The following is a 15,600-nucleotide window of genomic DNA, read 5'->3' on the forward strand; positions in this document are numbered from 1 at the left end:
GGACGTAGCACCCAGCGGCTCAGCCCGCCGTCTCCCCGCCCTTCCGGGTGGGCGAGGCGGCGGGCTGACGCATGTCCGCCCTCCCACGGTCCTCCGGTCCGCGCTGGGCCGGCAACGCCCCCGGCGACGGCGCACCGGTCCGCCGCAGCGCCCGCGCGACGGCCTCCTCCCGGCCCAGCGCCGCCCCCTGCCGCACGCACTCCTCGTACCGCTCGTCGCCCAGCCGGTTCCGGGCCGTCGCCTCGCACAGCTCGTGCGGGGCGTTGTAGTACACCGACCCGAACAGCCGCAGCCCCACCGACGGCCACATCCCGCCCGCCGCGCCCTGGAGCACCGCCGCCTCCGCCGCGTCGCCCTCGGCCACCGTCACCAGCGCCAGCAGTTCCACCGCCAGCACCGACCCCAGCAGGTCACGGAAACCGTGCGCGCTGCCCAGACAGTCCACGAGCAGTTCCCGGGCCTGGCCCGGCTTCCCCTTCCGCCAGGCCGCGAACGCCAGGACGTACAGCGCGTAGGCACGGGTCCAACGCTCCCCGTGGTCCTCGCACACCCGGCGCACGTCCTCGCACAGCCGCACCGCGTCCGGCAGATCCCCCTGGAACGCCCGGGCCATCGCCAGCTCCACCTGGCCCATCAGCACGGCGCTGTTGAGCTCGCCGAGTTCCCGGTAGCGTTCCAGCGCCGAGCGCAGCAGCGTCTCCGCGCGCTCCATGTCGTCCGAGACCAGCGCCAGACAGCCGGTGCGGTGCTCCGTGTACGCGAGCGCCCGCGCGCTCGCGGAACGTTCGGCCGTCCGGCGGCACTCCTCCAGCGCGGCCAGCGCCGGCACCGTGTCGCCCTGAAGGATCGCCACGTAGGCGAGCACCCACAGCGCCTTGAGCCGGGACTGCTCGTGGGAGCCGTCCAGTTCGACCGCGCGCGCCAGCCAGTGCCTGCCCTCCGCCAGCCGCCCGCACCCCGCCCAGCAGAACCACAGGCTGCCCGCCAGGTACTGGCCCAGATGCGCCTCGTCCGGGCCGGTCAGGCAGTACTCCAGGGCCTCGCGCAGATTCGGCAGCTCGGCCTCGATCCGGCCGGCCACCTCGGCCTGCCGGGGCGAGAACCATTCCAGCTCGCACCAGGTGGCCAGGCCGACGTACCAGTCGCGGTGCCGTCGCCGCAGCCGGTCCGCGTCCCCGGCCGCCGCCAGCCAGTCGGCACCGTAGGCGCGGACCGTGTCCAGCATCCGGTAGCGCACGCCGGCCGGTGTCTCCTCGCGGGTCAGCACCGACTGCGCGAGCAGTTCGCCCAGCACGTCCAGGACGTCCTCGGCGGGCAGCCCGTCGCCACTGCACACGTACTCGGCGGCCTCCAGGTCGAACGGCCCGGCGAACACCGACAGCCGCGCCCACAGCAGCCGCTCCCCGGGCGCGCACAGCTCGTGGCTCCAGCCGATCGTGGTGCGCAGGGTCCGGTGCCGGGGCAGGGCGTCCGGGCCGCCGCCGGTCAGCAGCCGGAACCGGTCCTCCAGCCGTTCCAGGAGCCGGGCGGGCGACAGCGCCCGCAGCCGCCCCGCGGCCAGCTCGACGGCGAGCGGGATCCCGTCCAGGCGACGGCACACCTCCCGTACCGCCGGATCGTCGGTGGCGACCGTCACGCCCTGCTGCGCGGCCCGCGCGGCCAGCAGCCGGGCGGCGTCCTCCTCGGCCAGCGGCGCCAGCGGGAACAGCCGCTCGCCGGCCACGCCCAGCGGCCTGCGTCCCACGGCGAGCACCGTCAGGTCCGGCGCCCGCCGCAGCAGCTCGGCCACCAGCTCGGCGCACGCGTCGGCCAGGTGCTCGAAGCCGTCGAGGACCAGTAGCAGCCGGCGGCGGGCGAGATGACCGAGCAGGGTCTCGCGGGGCGGCCGTGTCGTGTGGTCGGTGAGGCCGAGCGCCTCCATGACGGCGTGATCGACGAACCGCGGATCCCGCAGCGCCGCCAGCTCCACCCGCCACACCCCGTCCGCGGGCGCCGACCTGGCCGCCGCGCGCGCCGCGAGCCGCGACTTGCCCACGCCGCCCGCGCCCGTCACCGTCACCAGCCGCGCGGCGTCGAGCGCCCGCGCCAGCGCGCCGAGTTCGGCCGAGCGGCCCACGAAGGCGTCGAGCTCCACGGGCAGGTTGCCCACCCGGTCCCTCCCCGGTTCGTCCGTGCCGTCCCCCGGTGTGCCCGCGCCGTCCACCGGTGTGCCCGCGCCGCTCCCCGATGCGCCCGTGCCGTCCCCCTCGGGCCGGGAGCCCGGCGTGGAATCATGCATGCCGTCTCGCATGGAACACGGAGCGTACTGAAGCGTGTTCGGTCCGTACAATCGCTTCTCCGCGCCCCGCCGCGCACACGCGTTAATCCGGTACGGAGCCCCACCCCCGGCGCGATAGGCTCGGGGCACGACTTTCTCGATGTTCTCGATGTTCAGACTCGTTGTTCAGGCACGTTTCAGGGAGCGGGTGCGCACAGTGTCCGGTGGAGAGGTGGCCGGGATCCTGGTGGCCGTGTTCTGGGCGATCCTGGTCTCCTTCCTCGCGGTGGCGCTGGCGAGGCTGGCCCAGACGCTCAGGGCGACCACCAAGCTCGTGGCGGACGTGACCGACCAGGCCGTTCCGCTGCTGGCCGACGCGTCCCGGGCGGTGCGCTCCGCGCAGACCCAGATCGACCGCGTCGACGCGATCGCCTCCGACGTCCAGGAGGTCACCTCGAACGCGTCCGCGCTGTCGACCACCGTCGCCTCCACCTTCGGCGGCCCGCTGGTCAAGGTCGCGGCCTTCGGCTACGGCGTGCGCCGGGCGCTGGGCGGCCGCAAGGAGGACGTGCCCGCCAGGACCTCGAGGCGTACGGTGATCGTGGGCCGCACCGTCCCGGCCGCGCGGCGGGGGAAGCGGAACAACCGGGAGAAGTAAGGACTAGCGATGTTCCGCCGTACGTTCTGGTTCACCACCGGTGTCGCCGCCGGTGTGTGGGCGACCACCAAGGTCAACCGCAAGCTGAGGCAGCTGACCCCCGAGAGCGTCGCCGCGACCGCGGCGAACAAGGCGCTCGAGGCGGGGCACCGGCTCAAGGACCGCGCCGTGGGCTTCGCGCTCGACGTCCGCGACAACATGGCCCAGCGGGAGGCCGAACTCGGCGAGGCGCTCGGCATCGACGCGCCCGCCGGCCCCGAACTCCCCGTACCCCGGCGGCACGCCGCCATCGAGAACCACAACAGCCCGAAGTACGTCGACGGCTCGACGTACCCGACGTACTCGTACAACCGGAATGAGGACCACTGATGGAGTCGGCTGAGATCCGCCGCCGCTGGCTGAGCTTCTTCGAGGAGCGCGGGCACACCGTCGTCCCTTCGGCGTCGCTCATCGCGGACGACCCGACTCTGCTCCTCGTCCCGGCCGGCATGGTGCCCTTCAAGCCCTACTTCCTGGGTGAGGTCAAGCCGCCCTTCCCGCGCGCCACCAGCGTGCAGAAGTGCGTGCGCACGCCCGACATCGAAGAGGTCGGCAAGACCACCCGCCACGGCACGTTCTTCCAGATGTGCGGCAACTTCTCCTTCGGCGACTACTTCAAGGAAGGCGCCATCAAGCTCGCCTGGGAGCTGCTCACCAGCCCCCAGGACAAGGGCGGTTACGGCCTCGACCCCGAGCGCCTGTGGATCACGGTCTACCTGGACGACGACGAGGCCGAGCGCATCTGGCACGAGGTCGTCGGCGTGCCCAAGGAGCGCATCCAGCGCCTGGGCATGAAGGAGAACTACTGGTCCATGGGCGTGCCCGGCCCGTGCGGCCCCTGCTCCGAGATCAACTACGACCGCGGTCCCGAGTTCGGCGTCGAGGGCGGCCCCGCCGTCAACGACGAGCGGTACGTGGAGATCTGGAACCTCGTCTTCATGCAGTACGAGCGCGGCGAGGGCACCGGCAAGGACAACTTCGAGATCCTCGGCGAACTCCCGAGCAAGAACATCGACACCGGCCTCGGCCTGGAGCGGCTCGCCATGATTCTGCAGGGCGTGCAGAACATGTACGAGATCGACACCTCCATGGCCGTCATCGACAAGGCCACCGAGCTGACCGGCGTCCGCTACGGCGACGCCCACGCCTCGGACGTCTCCCTCCGTGTCGTGACCGACCACATGCGCACCGCCACCATGCTCATCGGCGACGGTGTCACCCCCGGCAACGAGGGCCGCGGCTACGTCCTGCGCCGCATCATGCGCCGCGCCATCCGCAACATGCGCCTGCTCGGCGCCACCGGCCCGGTCGTCAAGGACCTCCTCGACACCGTGATCGAGATGATGGGTCAGCAGTACCCCGAGCTGGTCACCGACCGCGAGCGCATCGAGAAGGTCGCCCTCGCCGAGGAGAACGCCTTCCTGAAGACGCTGAAGGCCGGCACCAACATCCTCGACACCGCCGTGACCGAGACCAAGCAGGCCGGCGGCACCGTCCTCTCCGGCGACAAGGCGTTCCTCCTCCACGACACCTGGGGCTTCCCCATCGACCTCACCCTGGAGATGGCCGCCGAGCAGGGCCTCGCCGTGGACGAGGAGGGCTTCCGCCGGCTGATGAAGGAGCAGCGGGAGCGCGCCAAGGCCGACGCCCAGGCCAAGAAGACCGGCCACGCCGACATGGGCGCCTACCGCGAGATCGCCGACTCCGCCGGTGCCACCGACTTCATCGGCTACACCGACACCGAGGGCGAGACCACGATCGTCGGCATCCTCGTCGACGGCGTCTCCTCCCCGGCCGCCACCGAGGGCGACGAGGTCGAGGTCGTCCTCGACCGCACCCCGTTCTACGCCGAGGGCGGCGGCCAGATCGGCGACACCGGCCGGATCAAGGTCGACTCCGGTGCCGTGATCGAGGTCCGCGACTGCCAGAAGCCGGTGCCGGGCGTGTACGTCCACAAGGGCGTCGTCCAGGTCGGCGAGGTGACCGTCGGCGCCAAGGCCCACGCCTCCATCGACAACCGCCGTCGCAAGGCCATCGCCCGCGCCCACTCGGCCACGCACCTGACCCACCAGGCCCTGCGCGACGCTCTCGGCCCGACGGCCGCCCAGGCCGGCTCGGAGAACCAGCCGGGCCGCTTCCGCTTCGACTTCGGCTCGCCGTCGGCCGTCCCGACGGCCGTGATGACCGACGTCGAGCAGAAGATCAACGAGGTCCTCGCCCGCGACCTCGACGTCAGCGCCGAGGTCATGGGCATCGACGAGGCCAAGAAGCAGGGAGCCATCGCCGAGTTCGGCGAGAAGTACGGCGAGCGGGTCCGCGTCGTGACCATCGGCGACTTCTCCAAGGAGCTGTGCGGCGGCACGCACGTGCACAACACCGCCCAGCTGGGCCTGGTGAAGCTGCTCGGCGAGTCCTCCATCGGCTCCGGTGTGCGCCGTATCGAGGCCCTGGTCGGCGTGGACGCCTACAACTTCCTCGCCCGTGAGCACACGGTCGTCGCCCAGCTCCAAGAGCTGATCAAGGGCCGCCCGGAGGAGCTGCCGGAGAAGGTCTCCGCCATGCTCGGCAAGCTGAAGGACGCCGAGAAGGAGATCGAGAAGTTCCGCGCCGAGAAGGTCCTCCAGGCCGCCGCCGGTCTGGCCGAGTCCGCCAAGGACGTGCGCGGCGTGGCCGTGGTCACCGGCCAGGTGCCCGACGGCACGACCCCCGACGACCTGCGCAAGCTGGTCCTCGACGTGCGCGGCCGCATCCAGGGCGGCCGGGCCGCGGTCGTCGCCCTCTTCACGGTCACGGGCGGCAAGCCCCTGACGGTCATCGCCACCAACGAGGCCGCCCGCGAGCGCGGCCTGAAGGCCGGTGACCTGGTCCGTACCGCCGCCAAGACCCTCGGCGGCGGCGGTGGCGGCAAGCCGGACGTCGCCCAGGGCGGCGGCCAGAACCCGGCCGCCGTCGGCGAGGCCGTGGACGCCGTCGAGCGCCTCGTCGCCGAAACCGCCAAGTAAGGAAACGGTCGGACATGCGCAGAGGCCGCCGGCTCGCGATCGACGTCGGGGACGCCCGGATCGGGGTCGCGTCCTGCGACCCCGACGGGATCCTCGCCACCCCGGTGGAGACGGTCCCCGGCCGGGACGTCCCGGCGGCCCACCGCCGCCTGCGGCAGCTCGTCGAGGAGTACGAGCCGATCGAGGTGGTCGTCGGCCTCCCTCGCTCCCTCAAGGGGGGCGAGGGCCCGGCCGCGGTCAAGGTCCGCGCCTTCGCGGGCGAGCTGGCCAAGGGCATCGCCCCGGTGCCGGTGCGCCTGGTGGACGAGCGGATGACCACCGTGACGGCCGGTCAGGGACTGCGGGCCTCCGGGGTGAAGTCCAAGAAGGGACGCTCCGTGATCGACCAGGCCGCCGCGGTGATCATTCTCCAGCAGGCCCTGGAATCCGAACGAGTGTCAGGCAATGCACCCGGCGAGGGCGTCGAAGTGGTCATCTGATCGCGATACGGTAACGTTCCGCGCGATGCGCCGGTGTTCGAACAGCCGGCGCACAGCAAGAGGCGGCACGGCAGCCGGACGAAGGGCCGCGTGGCGGCCGCCTCGCGGCTCTAGGGGATCGATGACTGAGTATGGCCGGGGCCCAGGCTCCGAACCGTGGCATCCGGAGGACCCGTTGTACGGGGACGGCGGATGGGAAGGGCAGCAGGGCCACCCCGCCCCGCAGTCCGCCTACGGCGGCCGGCAGCACCATCCGCAGCAGCCGTACTACGGAGAGTGGGGTCAGGAGCAGGCCGGCTACGACGGACAGCACCAGCAGTACGGCGGACAGGGCGCCCAGCAGCCCCCGCACTACGGTCACCAGGGCCACCAGCAGTACGACCAGCAGTACGCACCCCACGCCCAGGAACAGCAGCAGTACCACCAGCAGCACCAGGGCGGCTGGGACGGCACCGGAGCCCAGCCGCAGATGCCGTACGCCGCCGACCCGGCGGACCCGTACGCCCAGCAGGCCATGGCCTACGGCGCCGAGCAGCCCGACCTCTACGGCACCCCCGACGCCTATCCGCCGCCGGAGCCGCCGAACCGCAGGGCGGCCCCCGAACCCGAGCAGCGACCCGACTGGGATCCGGAGCCCGACCCCGGCCAGGAGGACCACGCCTTCTTCGCGGGCGGCGACGACGAGGACGATCCCGACGGCGACGACCCGGACGAGGGCCGGGGCCGCGGCGACCGCAAGGGGCGGGGCGGCAAGGGGAAGGGCGGCAAGAAGCGCCGCAACGGATGCGCCTGCCTGGTCGTCGCGCTGGTGCTCGGCGGCGGCGTGGCCGGTGCCGGGTATTACGGGTACCAGTTCTACCAAAATCGTTTCGGCCCGGCGCCGGACTACGCGGGCAACGGCACCGACGAGACTGTGACCGTCGAGATCAAGCCGGGCGCCGGGGGCTACGACATCGGGCGCGAGCTGAAGAAGGCGGGCGTCGTCAAGAGCGTCGACGCCTTCGTGGCGGCCCAGTCGGACAACCCCAAGGGCAAGCAGATCCAGGCGGGCGCCTACCAGCTCAAGAAGCAGATGTCGGCGGCGAGCGCCGTGGCGCTGATGCTGGATCCCAGCAGTCAGAGCAACGTCCTGGTCAAGCCGGGCGAACGCAACGCCCAGGTGTACGAGGCGATCGACAAGCAGCTCGACCTGGCGGACGGCACCACCAAGAAGATCGCCGTGAAGCAGTACAAGTCCCTCGGCCTGCCCGGCTGGGCGAACAACAGCAGCCAGATCATGGATCCGCTGGAGGGCTTCCTCTACCCCGGCACCTATCCCGCGGCCAAGGGCATGAAGCCCGAAACGGTCCTGCGGAACATGGTCGAACAGGCCGACCAGGCCTACAACCGCTACGACCTGCCCGCGAAGGCCAAGGACCTCGGCCTCTCCGACCCGCTGGAGCTGGTCACGGTCGCGAGCCTCGTCCAGGCCGAGGGCAAGACGCACGACGACTTCCGCATGATGGCCGAGGTGGTCTACAACCGCCTGAAGCCGACCAACACCCAGACCAACCAGCTGCTGCAGTTCGACTCGACCTTCAACTACCTGAAGGGCGAGAGCAACATCCACATCAGCGAAAAAGAGATCAACAGCAACCAGAGCCCGTACAACACCTACACCCACAAGGGCCTGCCGCCCGGACCGATCGGAAACCCCGGCGACGACGCACTGAAGGCGGCGCTGAACCCGACCGACGAGGGCTGGATCTACTTCGTGGCGACCGACGGCATGAACAAGACCGAGTTCGCCAAGACGTACGCCGAATTCCTGAAGCTCAAGGACAAGTTCGATGCCAGCTCGGGCAACTGACGCCCGCCGGGCCGCCGTGCTCGGTTCGCCTATCGCCCACTCCCTCTCCCCGGTGCTGCACCGCGCGGCCTACGAGGAACTGGGGCTCGCCGACTGGTCCTACGACCGGTTCGAGATCGACGAGGAAGCACTGCCCGCCTTCCTCGAGGGGCTCGGGCCCGAGTGGGCGGGGCTGTCGCTGACCATGCCGTTGAAGCGGGCCGTCATCCCGCTGCTCGACGAGATCAGCGACACGGCCGCCTCCGTCGAGGCGGTCAACACGGTCGTCCTCACCGAGGACGGGCGGCGCACCGGGGACAACACCGACATCCCCGGCATGGTCGCCGCCCTGCGCGAGCACGGCATCGAACAGGTCGAATCGGCGGCGATCCTCGGCGCCGGCGCCACCGCCTCCTCCGCGCTGGCCGCGCTCGCCCGCGTCTGCACCGGCGAGGTCGTCGCCTATGTGCGCAGCGAGGCCCGCGCGGCCGAGATGCGCCAGTGGGGCGAGCGACTGGGCGTGGAGGTCCGTACGGCGCACTGGTCGGATGCCGAGCACGCCCTGCGCGCCCCCCTGGTCATCGCCACCACCCCGGCCGGTACGACCGACGCCCTCGCCACGGCCGTACCCGAGCGGCCCGCGACCCTCTTCGACGTCCTGTACGACCCCTGGCCCACCGCCCTCGCGGCCCGCTGGTCCCTGGCCGGCGGCGCCGTCGTCAGCGGTCTCGACCTGCTGGTCCACCAGGCGGTCCTCCAGGTGGAACAGATGACGGGCCGCGCCCCCGCCCCGCTGGACGCCATGCGCCGGGCGGGCGAGAAGGCGCTCGCGGAGCGCTGACCCCCGCCGCCGGCGACCGGCCGAGGGCGCATACCGGACACCCGGTCCGGCGTCGGGGCCGTCCGCCGCCTGTCCGCTCCCCGTCCGCCTGCTGGACCGGCGGCCGGTCCCGGAGCCCGGACGTGGGAGGATCGTAGGTGGCGGGCCCGGGCCGCGCACCCGGTCGCGCCGTCGCAGTTCCAGGCGCGAGCATGAGGAGCACCGTTGAGCAGGTTGCGTTGGCTGACCGCGGGGGAGTCGCACGGACCCGCACTCGTGGCGACGCTGGAGGGCCTTCCCGCCGGCGTGCCGATCACCACGGAGATGGTGGCGGACCACCTCGCACGGCGGCGCCTGGGCTATGGACGCGGTGCCCGGATGAAGTTCGAGCGCGACGAGGTCACCTTCCTCGGCGGTGTCCGGCACGGCCTCACCCTCGGCTCGCCGGTGGCGATCATGGTCGGCAACACCGAGTGGCCGAAGTGGGAGAAGGTCATGGCCGCCGACCCGGTCGACCCGGCGGAGCTGGCCGAGCTGGCGCGCAACGCCCCGCTGACCCGCCCCCGCCCCGGCCACGCCGACCTGGCGGGCATGCAGAAGTACGGCTTCGACGAGGCCCGGCCGATCCTGGAGCGGGCCTCCGCGCGGGAGACCGCCGCCCGGGTGGCCCTCGGCGCGGTGGCCCGGTCGTACCTGAAGGAGACGGCCGGCATCGAGATCGTCAGCCACGTCGTCGAACTGGCGGCGGCCAGGGCGCCGTACGGCGTGTACCCGACCCCGGCGGACGTCGAGAAGCTGGACGCGGACCCCGTGCGCTGCCTGGACGCGGACGCGTCGAAGGCGATGGTCGCCGAGATCGACCAGGCCCACAAGGACGGCGACACCCTCGGCGGTGTGGTCGAGGTGCTGGCCTACGGCGTACCGGTGGGCCTCGGCTCGCACGTGCACTGGGACCGCCGGCTGGACGCACGGCTCGCGGCGGCGCTCATGGGCATCCAGGCGATCAAGGGCGTCGAGGTCGGCGACGGCTTCGACCTCGCGCGCGTCCCGGGCTCCCAGGCCCACGACGAGATCCTGACCACCGCCGACGGCATCAAGCGCGCCACGGGCCGCTCCGGCGGCACCGAGGGCGGGCTGAGCACCGGTGAGCTGCTGCGGGTGCGGGCCGCGATGAAGCCGATCGCGACCGTGCCGCGGGCGCTGCGGACCGTCGACGTCGCCACCGGCGAGCCCGCCCAGGCCCACCACCAGCGCTCCGACGTGTGCGCCGTCCCGGCGGCCGGCATCGTCGCCGAGGCGATGGTGGCCCTGGTCCTGGCGGACGCGGTGGCGGAGAAGTTCGGCGGCGACAGCGTGGCCGAGACCCGCCGCAACGTCCGGTCGTACCTCGACAACCTGTCCGTCCGATGAGCGCGACACCGGTCGTCGTCCTGGTCGGTCCGATGGGCGTGGGCAAGTCCACCGTCGGGCATCTGCTGGCCGGCCGTCTCGGGCTCGGCTACCGGGACACCGACGACGACATCGTGACCGAGCAGGGCCGTACCATCGCCGAGATCTTCGTCGACGACGGCGAGCCCGCCTTCCGGGCGATCGAGAAGCGGACGGTGCGCCGGGCGCTGGCCGAGCACGACGGTGTGCTGGCACTGGGCGGCGGCGCGATCCTCGACCCGGACACGCGCGCGCTGCTCGCCGGAGCGCGCGTGGTCTACCTGTCGATGGACGTGGAGGAGGCCGTCAAGCGCACCGGGCTGAACGCGGCCCGCCCGCTGCTGGCGGTCAACCCGCGCAAGCAGTGGCGCGAGCTGATGGAGGCCCGCCGGCACCTGTACGAGGAGGTCGCCACGGCCGTGGTGACCACCGACGGCCGGACGCCCGAGGAAGTCACGCAATCCGTTCTGGACGCACTGGAGTTGAAGGAAGCATGAGCGAGGCAGTGACGCGGATCCACATCGGCGGCACCGCGGGCACCGAGCCCTACGACGTCCTGGTGGGCCGTCAGCTCCTGGGCGAACTGACCGGTCTGGTCGGCGACAAGGCCAAGCGGGTCGCGGTGATCCACCCGGAGGCGCTCGCCGAGACCGGTGACGCGCTCCGCGCCGAACTGGCCGAGCAGGGCTTCGAGGCCGTCGCCATCCAGGTGCCCAACGCGGAGGAGGCCAAGACCGCCGAGGTCGCCGCCTACTGCTGGAAGGCGCTCGGCCAGTCCGGGTTCACCCGCTCCGACGTCATCGTGGGCGTCGGCGGCGGCGCCACCACCGACCTCGCGGGCTTCGTGGCCGCCACCTGGCTGCGCGGAGTGCGCTGGATCGCCATCCCGACCACCGTGCTCGCCATGGTCGACGCGGCCGTCGGCGGGAAGACCGGCATCAACACCGCCGAGGGCAAGAACCTCGTCGGCGCCTTCCACCCGCCCGCGGGCGTGCTGTGCGACCTGGCCGCGCTGGACTCCCTCCCGGTCAACGACTACGTGTCCGGCCTGGCCGAGGTCATCAAGGCCGGTTTCATCGCCGACCCGGTGATCCTGGACCTCGTCGAGTCCGATCCCGAGGCGGCCCGCACCCCGGCCGGCCCGCACACCGCCGAGCTGATCGAGCGCTCCATCCGGGTGAAGGCCGACGTCGTGTCGAGCGACCTGAAGGAATCGGGTCTGCGCGAGATCCTCAACTACGGCCACACCCTCGGCCACGCCATCGAGAAGAACGAGCGGTACAAGTGGCGGCACGGCGCCGCGGTGTCGGTGGGCATGCACTTCGCCGCCGAACTCGGCCGTCTGGCAGGCCGGTTGGACGACGCGACGGCGGACCGCCACCGTACGGTCCTCGAATCCGTCGGCCTGCCCCTGCACTACCGCTACGACCAGTGGCCCAAGCTGCTGGAGACGATGAAGGTCGACAAGAAGTCGCGCGGCGACCTGCTGCGCTTCATCGTCCTCGACGGTCTCGCCAAGCCCACGGTCCTGGAGGGCCCGGACCCGGCCGTGCTGCTCGCCGCCTACGGCGAGGTGGGGCAGTAAGTCCCCCGAAGGGCGGTCCGTCCGATACGCCGTGCGCCGACGGGCACTTCGGGCCGTCCCCGGCCGTTCACCAAACGGCGGCCGGGGACGGTACCGTTCGGTAGGGAAGCGGGACGGGCCCGCCGCCAGCGCCCATTGCCTTGTACGAGACGGAGTGGCACCGGATGCAGCACGCAGTGGGTTCGCCGCTGCCGCCGCCCCACCAGCCGGGGCACGGACCGGCCGCGGGCTGGCCGCCGGCCGCACACCACCCGGGTCCGTACCACCCCGGTGCGCACCACCCGGGCCCGCACCAGGGCTCGGCCCCCGTACCCCCGCCGCCCCCGGCACCGGGACGTCCCGGAGCGCCGACGGCACCGCAGCCACCGGTTCCGCCCGGGCCACCGGTGCAGGCCCCCCCGCCTCCACCGGACGCCACCGGCCACGTGAGGCTGCCGCCCGGCGGCCCGGTCGCCTTCCCGGCCGCACCGCCCGCCCACACCGCGCCCGACCCGACCACCACCACCCTCGCGGTGCTGCTGATCGGACCCGCCGGCGCCGGCAAGACGAGCGTCGCCAAGCACTGGGCCGAGCACCGCCGGGTCCCCACCGCGCACATCAGCCTCGACGACGTCCGTGAGTGGGTCCGCTCCGGCTTCGCCAACCCGCAGTCGGGGTGGAACGACCACTCCGAGGCGCAGTACCGTCTCGCCCGCCGGACCTGCGGCTTCGCCGCGCGCAACTTCCTCGCCAACGGCATCTCCTGCATCCTCGACGACGCCGTGTTCCCCGACCGCCCGGTCGTCGGCCTCGGAGGCTGGAAACGCCATGTCGGGCCCGGCCTGCTCCCGGTCGTGCTGCTCCCCGGCCTGGACGTCGTCCTGGAGCGCAACGCCGAGCGCTCCGGCAACCGCCGCCTCACCGACGAGGAGGTCGCCCGCATCCACGGCCGCATGGCCGGCTGGTACGGCTCCGGCCTCCCCATCATCGACAACTCCCAGCTCGACATCCCCACCACCGCCCACCTCCTGGACGAGGTCCTGGCCAGAGCCATAGCCAGCCCGCCGACCTGGTGACGGAGCCGCCGTGGCCGCGGCGCCTCCGTGACACAGCTGCGCCCCCAGCCAGGGTGCGCGGCCTCCCCGTCCCGAGCAGTTCCCCGGAAGGCACGCGCACCCCCACTCGGCCCCTCCCGAACGGCGATATCCGGCCACGACTCTTACGCTCGGTTCATGTCAGAGGTGTACGCGGCCCGCCGAACCCGGCTACGGGAGCGCTGCAACGCGGGCGGCAGCGCGGCGGCGCTGGTGACTCGACCCGCCAACGTGCGGTACCTCGCGGGCGCGGCCCCGCACGGTGCCGTCCTGCTCCTCGGAAAGCGCGAGGACCTTCTGCTGTGCCAGGGCCCACCTGACGACCGGCCCCACAAAGGACGTCCCGACGAGGCGCTGGGGGTGCAGGTCCTGCCGCAGCCCGGCGGCGACCCGGCCGTCGCCGCCGCCGACGTCGCCCAGTCCCAGGGTGCCGAGTCGCTCGCCGTCGAGGAGCACCACCTCACGGTGGCCCGCCACCGGGCCCTCGCCTCGGTGGCCCCCCGGATCCGCCTCGCCGACCTGGGCAGCGCGGTGGAGCAGCTCAGAGTCGTCAAGGACGAGGAGGAGATCTCCTGTCTGAGAATCGGCGCCGAGATCGCCGACCAGGCCCTCGGTGAACTGCTGGAGTCCATCCTCGTGGGCCGCACGGAGCGGCATCTCGCACTGGAGCTGGAGCGGCGGCTGGTCGACCACGGCGCCGACGGCCCCGCCTTCCCCACGTCCGTGGCCACCGGCCCGAACTCGGGCCGCCGCGGTCACCGCCCCACGGACCGCCGCGTCGAGGAGGGCGACTTCCTCTCCGTGTGCCTGGGCGCGGCCTACCGGGGATACCGCTGCGAGATCGGCCGGACGTTCGTGATCGGCACCTCCCCGGCGGACTGGCAGATCCAGCTCTACGACCTGGTCTTCGCCGCTCAGCGGGCCGGCCGGGAGGCGCTGGCACCCGGCGCCGCCTACCGGGACGTGGACCGCGCGGCACGTCAGGTCCTGGACTCCGCCGGGTACGCGGAGGGCCTTCAGCCGCTCACCGGGCACGGTGTCGGACTCGAAATCGACGAGGACCCGCAGTTGGCCCCCGCGGCCATGGGTAAACTGGACGCTTGCGTGCCGGTCACCGTCGAACCGGGGGTCCACCTCCCGGGCCGGGGCGGTGTCCGGATCGATGACACGCTCGTCGTGCGCCCCGAGGCGGACGGCGGACCCGAGCTACTCACCATCACGACCAAGGAGCTGCTCGCGTTGTAGGCGCGTGCCCCGGGGTCGTCCACGTCAGTCCAGGAGATTCCGCAACCGTGGCTTCCACGAACGACCTCAAGAACGGCATGGTGCTCAAGCTCGAAGGCGGCCAGCTCTGGTCCGTCGTCGAGTTCCAGCACGTCAAGCCCGGCAAGGGCCCGGCCTTCGTGCGCACCAAGCTCAAGAACGTGCTCTCCGGCAAGGTCGTCGACAAGACCTTCAACGCCGGCGTCAAGGTCGAGACGGCCACCGTCGACAAGCGCGACATGCAGTTCTCCTACATGGACGGCGAGTACTTCGTCTTCATGGACATGGAGACCTACGACCAGCTCCACGTCGACCGCAAGGCCGTCGGCGACGCCGCCAACTTCCTGATCGAGGGCTTCACGGCCACCGTCGCCCAGCACGAGGGCGAGGTTCTCTACGTCGAGCTGCCCGCCGCGGTCGAGCTGACCATCCAGGAGACCGAGCCGGGCGTCCAGGGCGACCGCTCCACCGGCGGCACCAAGCCCGCCACGCTGGAGACCGGCCACCAGATCCAGGTCCCGCTCTTCATCACCACCGGTGAGAAGATCAAGGTCGACACGCGTTCGAGCGACTACCTTGGCCGGGTGACCAGCTAACCGTGGCTGCCCGCAACACGGCCCGCAAGCGTGCCTTCCAGATCCTCTTCGAGGGCGACCAGCGCGGCGTCGACGTCCTGACCGTCCTCGCGGACTGGATCCGGCACGCCCGCAGCGACACCCGGCAGCCGCCGGTGAGCGAGTACACGATGCAGCTGGTCGAGGGCTACGCCCAGCACACGACCCGCATCGACGAGCTGATCGCGCAGTACGCGGTCGGCTGGACGCTGGACCGCATGCCGGTCGTCGACCGCAACATCCTGCGACTCGGCGCCTACGAGCTGATCTGGGTCGACGAGACCCCGGACGCCGTCGTGCTGGACGAGATGGTGCAGTTGGCGAAGGAGTTCTCCACGGACGAGTCGCCCTCGTTCGTCAACGGCCTGCTCGGCCGGCTGAAGGACCTCAAGCCCTCGCTGCGCCGCGACGCGAGCAGCGAGGCGTAGGGGAGCGAGCGCGACACGCGCAGACACGCCGGAGGGCCCGCAGCGGTGTCGCTGCGCCGAACCCTCGCGCCGCCCCGACTGCACCATCACGATCGAACCGATCACCTTCTTCCTGCTGGCACTGGG

General features: G+C 72.1%; 14 protein-coding genes. 13 read left to right on the forward strand and 1 reads right to left on the reverse strand.

Translation table 11 applies throughout. The features are described from left to right. Positions 1-19: 19 nt before the first annotated feature. Positions 20-2,290 carry an AAA family ATPase gene (locus ABZ484_RS25635; RefSeq protein WP_358868268.1) on the reverse strand — a complete coding sequence of 757 codons (2,271 nt, stop codon included), beginning with the start codon at positions 2,288-2,290 and terminating at the stop codon, positions 20-22. Positions 2,291-2,465: 175 nt separating this feature from the next. Between ABZ484_RS25635 and ABZ484_RS25640 the strand changes: the two genes are divergently transcribed. The 13 genes from ABZ484_RS25640 to nusB all read left to right on the forward strand — a co-directional run bounded on the left by ABZ484_RS25640 (position 2,466) and on the right by nusB (position 15,474). Beyond that, complete coding sequence (locus ABZ484_RS25640; protein WP_306188528.1) at positions 2,466-2,915, forward strand: DUF948 domain-containing protein; 450 nt, start codon at positions 2,466-2,468, stop codon at positions 2,913-2,915. A 9-nt stretch (positions 2,916-2,924) separates the two neighbouring features. Continuing rightward, positions 2,925-3,284, forward strand: coding sequence for a hypothetical protein (locus tag ABZ484_RS25645; protein ID WP_358868269.1), 360 nt, complete (start codon positions 2,925-2,927; stop codon positions 3,282-3,284). Continuing rightward, positions 3,284-5,956 carry an alanine--tRNA ligase gene (gene alaS, locus ABZ484_RS25650; RefSeq protein ID WP_358868270.1) on the forward strand — a complete coding sequence of 891 codons (2,673 nt, stop codon included), beginning with the start codon at positions 3,284-3,286 and terminating at the stop codon, positions 5,954-5,956. The genes ABZ484_RS25645 and alaS overlap by 1 nt, the downstream gene beginning before the upstream one ends. A gap of 14 nt (positions 5,957-5,970) precedes the next feature. Next, entirely contained in the window at positions 5,971-6,435 is a 465-nt protein-coding gene (gene ruvX / locus ABZ484_RS25655; protein WP_030166481.1) for a Holliday junction resolvase RuvX, read from the forward strand. 121 nt (positions 6,436-6,556) lie between these two features. Continuing rightward, complete coding sequence (gene mltG, locus ABZ484_RS25660; protein ID WP_358868271.1) at positions 6,557-8,284, forward strand: endolytic transglycosylase MltG; 1,728 nt, start codon at positions 6,557-6,559, stop codon at positions 8,282-8,284. Next, positions 8,265-9,104, forward strand: a complete 840-nt coding sequence (locus ABZ484_RS25665; protein ID WP_358868272.1) for a shikimate dehydrogenase — start codon at positions 8,265-8,267, stop codon at positions 9,102-9,104. The genes mltG and ABZ484_RS25665 overlap by 20 nt, the downstream gene beginning before the upstream one ends. A 204-nt stretch (positions 9,105-9,308) precedes the next feature. Beyond that, the gene (gene aroC, locus ABZ484_RS25670; RefSeq protein ID WP_358868273.1) at positions 9,309-10,493 is read left to right on the forward strand and encodes a chorismate synthase; all 1,185 of its coding nucleotides are present in this window, start codon (positions 9,309-9,311) and stop codon (positions 10,491-10,493) included. Then, the gene (locus ABZ484_RS25675) at positions 10,490-11,008 is read left to right on the forward strand and encodes a shikimate kinase (RefSeq protein WP_358868274.1); all 519 of its coding nucleotides are present in this window, start codon (positions 10,490-10,492) and stop codon (positions 11,006-11,008) included. Before aroC ends, ABZ484_RS25675 begins: the two co-directional genes overlap by 4 nt. Continuing rightward, positions 11,005-12,096 carry a 3-dehydroquinate synthase gene (gene aroB / locus ABZ484_RS25680; RefSeq protein ID WP_358868275.1) on the forward strand — a complete coding sequence of 364 codons (1,092 nt, stop codon included), beginning with the start codon at positions 11,005-11,007 and terminating at the stop codon, positions 12,094-12,096. Before ABZ484_RS25675 ends, aroB begins: the two co-directional genes overlap by 4 nt. 164 nt (positions 12,097-12,260) lie before the next feature. Beyond that, complete coding sequence (locus ABZ484_RS25685) at positions 12,261-13,151, forward strand: Pro-rich N-terminal domain-containing protein (protein WP_358868276.1); 891 nt, start codon at positions 12,261-12,263, stop codon at positions 13,149-13,151. 156 nt (positions 13,152-13,307) lie between these two features. Next, positions 13,308-14,414 carry an aminopeptidase P family protein gene (locus ABZ484_RS25690; protein WP_358868277.1) on the forward strand — a complete coding sequence of 369 codons (1,107 nt, stop codon included), beginning with the start codon at positions 13,308-13,310 and terminating at the stop codon, positions 14,412-14,414. Between the two features lie 47 nt (positions 14,415-14,461). Then, positions 14,462-15,028: an elongation factor P gene (gene efp / locus ABZ484_RS25695; RefSeq protein WP_358868278.1), complete on the forward strand. Its 567-nt coding sequence runs from the start codon at positions 14,462-14,464 to the stop codon at positions 15,026-15,028. Positions 15,029-15,030: 2 nt separating this feature from the next. Beyond that, a complete protein-coding gene (gene nusB / locus ABZ484_RS25700; RefSeq protein ID WP_358868279.1) occupies positions 15,031-15,474 on the forward strand; it encodes a transcription antitermination factor NusB in 444 nt (147 codons plus the stop codon). Positions 15,475-15,600: the final 126 nt, after the last annotated feature.

Source organism: Streptomyces sp. NPDC006393 (assembly GCF_040628575.1).
Taxonomy (GTDB): Bacteria; Actinomycetota; Actinomycetes; order Streptomycetales; family Streptomycetaceae; genus Streptomyces.